The organism is Pseudomonas sp. HMSC065H01 (genome assembly GCF_001815235.1).
Classification (GTDB): Bacteria; Pseudomonadota; Gammaproteobacteria; order Pseudomonadales; family Pseudomonadaceae; genus Pseudomonas; species Pseudomonas aeruginosa.
Map to the genome: position 1 here is coordinate 44,331 of NZ_KV819927.1, position 2,628 is coordinate 46,958.

Sequence of the window (2,628 nt, forward strand, 5' to 3'; positions counted from 1 at the left end):
TGCACACCTGCTCGCGCAGCCAGCCGGCGTTGCCGTAGGTGGCCAGGGTGAAGAAGCCGACCCAGAAGTAGGCCCAGCCGTCGGCCTGGCCGGTGAGCAGCTCGGGAATCAGCTCGCGGATCGGCGAGAAGTAGCCGACGAAGGTCAGGCCGGTGACCAGGCCGATCAGCAGCCACAGGCTGTGCTTGGCGGTCTTGCGCAGCAGCTTGTTGCCGCTCATCGGAGCCTTGTCCAGCTTGATGCGCTGGTTGCGGTCGCCTTCGGTGACCTTCTCGCACCACATGTAGATCCAGGTCCACACGCTCTGCGGGCAGGTATAGCCACACCAGACGCGACCGGCGAACACGGTGATGAAGAACAGGCCGAAGGCGCAGACGATCAGCAGCCAGGAAAGCAGCATGAAGTCCTGCGGCCAGAAGGTGGCGCCGAAGATGTAGAACTTGCGCTCGGGTAGGTCCCACCAGACGGCCTGGCGGCCGCTCCAGTTGAGCCAGACGGTACCGAAGTAGAGGAGGAAGAGCGCCGCACCGCCCACCATGCGCAGTCGGCGGAAGATACCGGTGAAGGCCCGGGTGTAGATCTTCTCGCGCTTGGCGTAGAGATCGTTGTTATTGGTGTCGCCCTTGGCAGGCGGGGTGACGTCTTGAACGGGAATCTGTTTGCTCATCAGTGCGTACCACGGCAGTGGGGGGCGCCCGGCCGGTACATGCCGACAGGGTCAGAAAATAGTTGCACGCCTACTGATTATACGCCTGATCTATCAGGCTTTTTGCGGTAACTGTGCGACTTTTGGTCGCGTATTGTCCCATTCGCGCTTTTCTTTTGCACAAAATAAAACGGCGCCGGGGTTGCCGGCGCCGTCTGGGTCGTGGGGGAGGGAGCGCTTATTCGGCGCTCTTCTCGCCGTGCGACAGGCTGTATACGTAGGCGGCCAGCAGGTGCACCTTGTCGTTGCCCAGGTGTTCCTGTTGCGCCGGCATCACACCCTGGCGACCGTAGCGGATGGTCTGCTGCAGTTGCGCGAAGCTGGAGCCGTAGATGAACGCGCCGGGGTGGGTCAGATCGGGAGCGCCCATCGCCGGGGTGCCCTTGCCTTCCGGACCGTGGCAGGCGACGCAGGTGGTGGCGAAGACCTGCTTGCCGGCCTCGATGTCTGCCTTGGCGCCTTCCGGCAGCTTACGGCCATCCATCTGGGTGAGGACGAAAGCGGCGACGTTCTTCACGCCTTCCTCGCCGATCACTTCACCCCAGGCCGGCATGGCGGCGTGGCGGCCAGCCATGATGGTGGTCTTGATGGTTTCCGGCTCGCCGCCCCAGCGCCAGTCGGCGTCGGTCAGGTTGGGGAAGCCGTAGGCGCCCTTGGCGTCGGAGCCGTGGCAGATCGAGCAGTTGGAGGCGAACAGGCGACCGCCCATTTTCACCGCCTGCGGATCCTTGGCGACTTCCTCGATGGGCATCGCGGCGAACTTGGCGAAGATCGGGCCGTATTTCTCGTCGGCCTTGGCCATTTCCTTTTCCCACTGGTGGACGCCGGTCCAGCCTTTTTCCTTGTCGGCGAATTCGTCGGCGGACTGGTAGCCCGGCATCAGGCCTTTCCAGGTGCCCAGGCCCGGGTACAGGGCCAGGTACCCCACGGCAAACATCAGGGTGCCGACGAACAGCATGAACCACCACTTCGGCAGCGGGTTGTCGTACTCCTCGATGCCGTCGTAGGAGTGGCCCACGGTCTCGTCGGTGGTGCTGCTGCGCTGGCCCTTGCGGGTGGCGAAGATCAGCCAGGTCAGCGCCAGCAGGGTGCCGAGGGTGAGAGCTGTAATGTACAGACTCCAGAAGGTCGTCATTCTTTGTTACTCCTAGAAGCTTGCTCGACGTGCTTTTTGGCTTCGGGATCGTCTGCGAAGGGCAGCATCGTCGCTTCGTCGAAGCTCTTCTTGCGCTTGCCGCTGTAGGCCCAGATCACCAGGCCGATGAAGGCGACCATGATCACCACGGTGCCCAGTCCACGCAGAGTCCCGATATCCATCACACTCACCGTTTGCTCTTGATAGAGGTTCCCAGGCCTTGAAGGAACGCCACCAGGGCGTCCATCTCGGTCTTGCCCTTCACGGCTTCACGTGCACCGGCGATGTCCTCGTCGGTGTAAGGCACGCCCAGCTTGCGCAGGACTTCCATCTTGGTGGCGGTGTCCTTGCCATCAAGCTTGTTCTCTACCAGCCACGGGTAGGCAGGCATCTTCGACTCGGGCACCACGTTGCGCGGGTTGTACAGGTGCGCGCGGTGCCAGTCGTCGGAGTAACGGCCGCCGACGCGGGCCAGGTCCGGGCCGGTACGCTTGGAACCCCACAGGAACGGGTGGTCCCAGACGCTTTCACCGGCGACCGAGTAATGGCCGTAGCGTTCGGTCTCGGCACGGAACGGACGGACCATCTGCGAGTGGCAGCCGACGCAGCCTTCGCGGATGTAGATGTCGCGACCTTCCAGTTCCAGGGCGGTACGCGGCTTCATGCCTTCGACCGGGGTATTGGTCACGTCCTGGAAGAACAGCGGAACGATCTGGGTCAGGCCGCCGATGCTGACGGCGATCACCATGAAGATGGCCAGCAGGCCGACGTTCTTCTCGAGTATTTC

General features: G+C 63.0%; 3 protein-coding genes and 1 pseudogene. All 4 read right to left on the bottom strand.

Annotated elements, in window-relative coordinates; all coding sequences use genetic code 11:
- Nucleotides 1-667: pseudogene (locus tag HMPREF3014_RS26595) on the bottom strand (cytochrome c oxidase accessory protein CcoG); the annotation flags it as partial.
- A 217-nt stretch (nucleotides 668-884) separates the two neighbouring features.
- Complete coding sequence (gene ccoP, locus HMPREF3014_RS26600; protein WP_023087604.1) at nucleotides 885-1,841, bottom strand: cytochrome-c oxidase, cbb3-type subunit III; 957 nt, start codon at nucleotides 1,839-1,841, stop codon at nucleotides 885-887.
- Nucleotides 1,838-2,023: a CcoQ/FixQ family Cbb3-type cytochrome c oxidase assembly chaperone gene (locus tag HMPREF3014_RS26605; RefSeq protein WP_003087298.1), complete on the bottom strand. Its 186-nt coding sequence runs from the start codon at nucleotides 2,021-2,023 to the stop codon at nucleotides 1,838-1,840. The genes ccoP and HMPREF3014_RS26605 overlap by 4 nt, the downstream gene beginning before the upstream one ends.
- Nucleotides 2,024-2,028: 5 nt before the next feature.
- A partial coding sequence (gene ccoO, locus HMPREF3014_RS26610) for a cytochrome-c oxidase, cbb3-type subunit II (protein ID WP_070734511.1) occupies nucleotides 2,029-2,628 on the bottom strand: 600 nt, incomplete at its 5' end.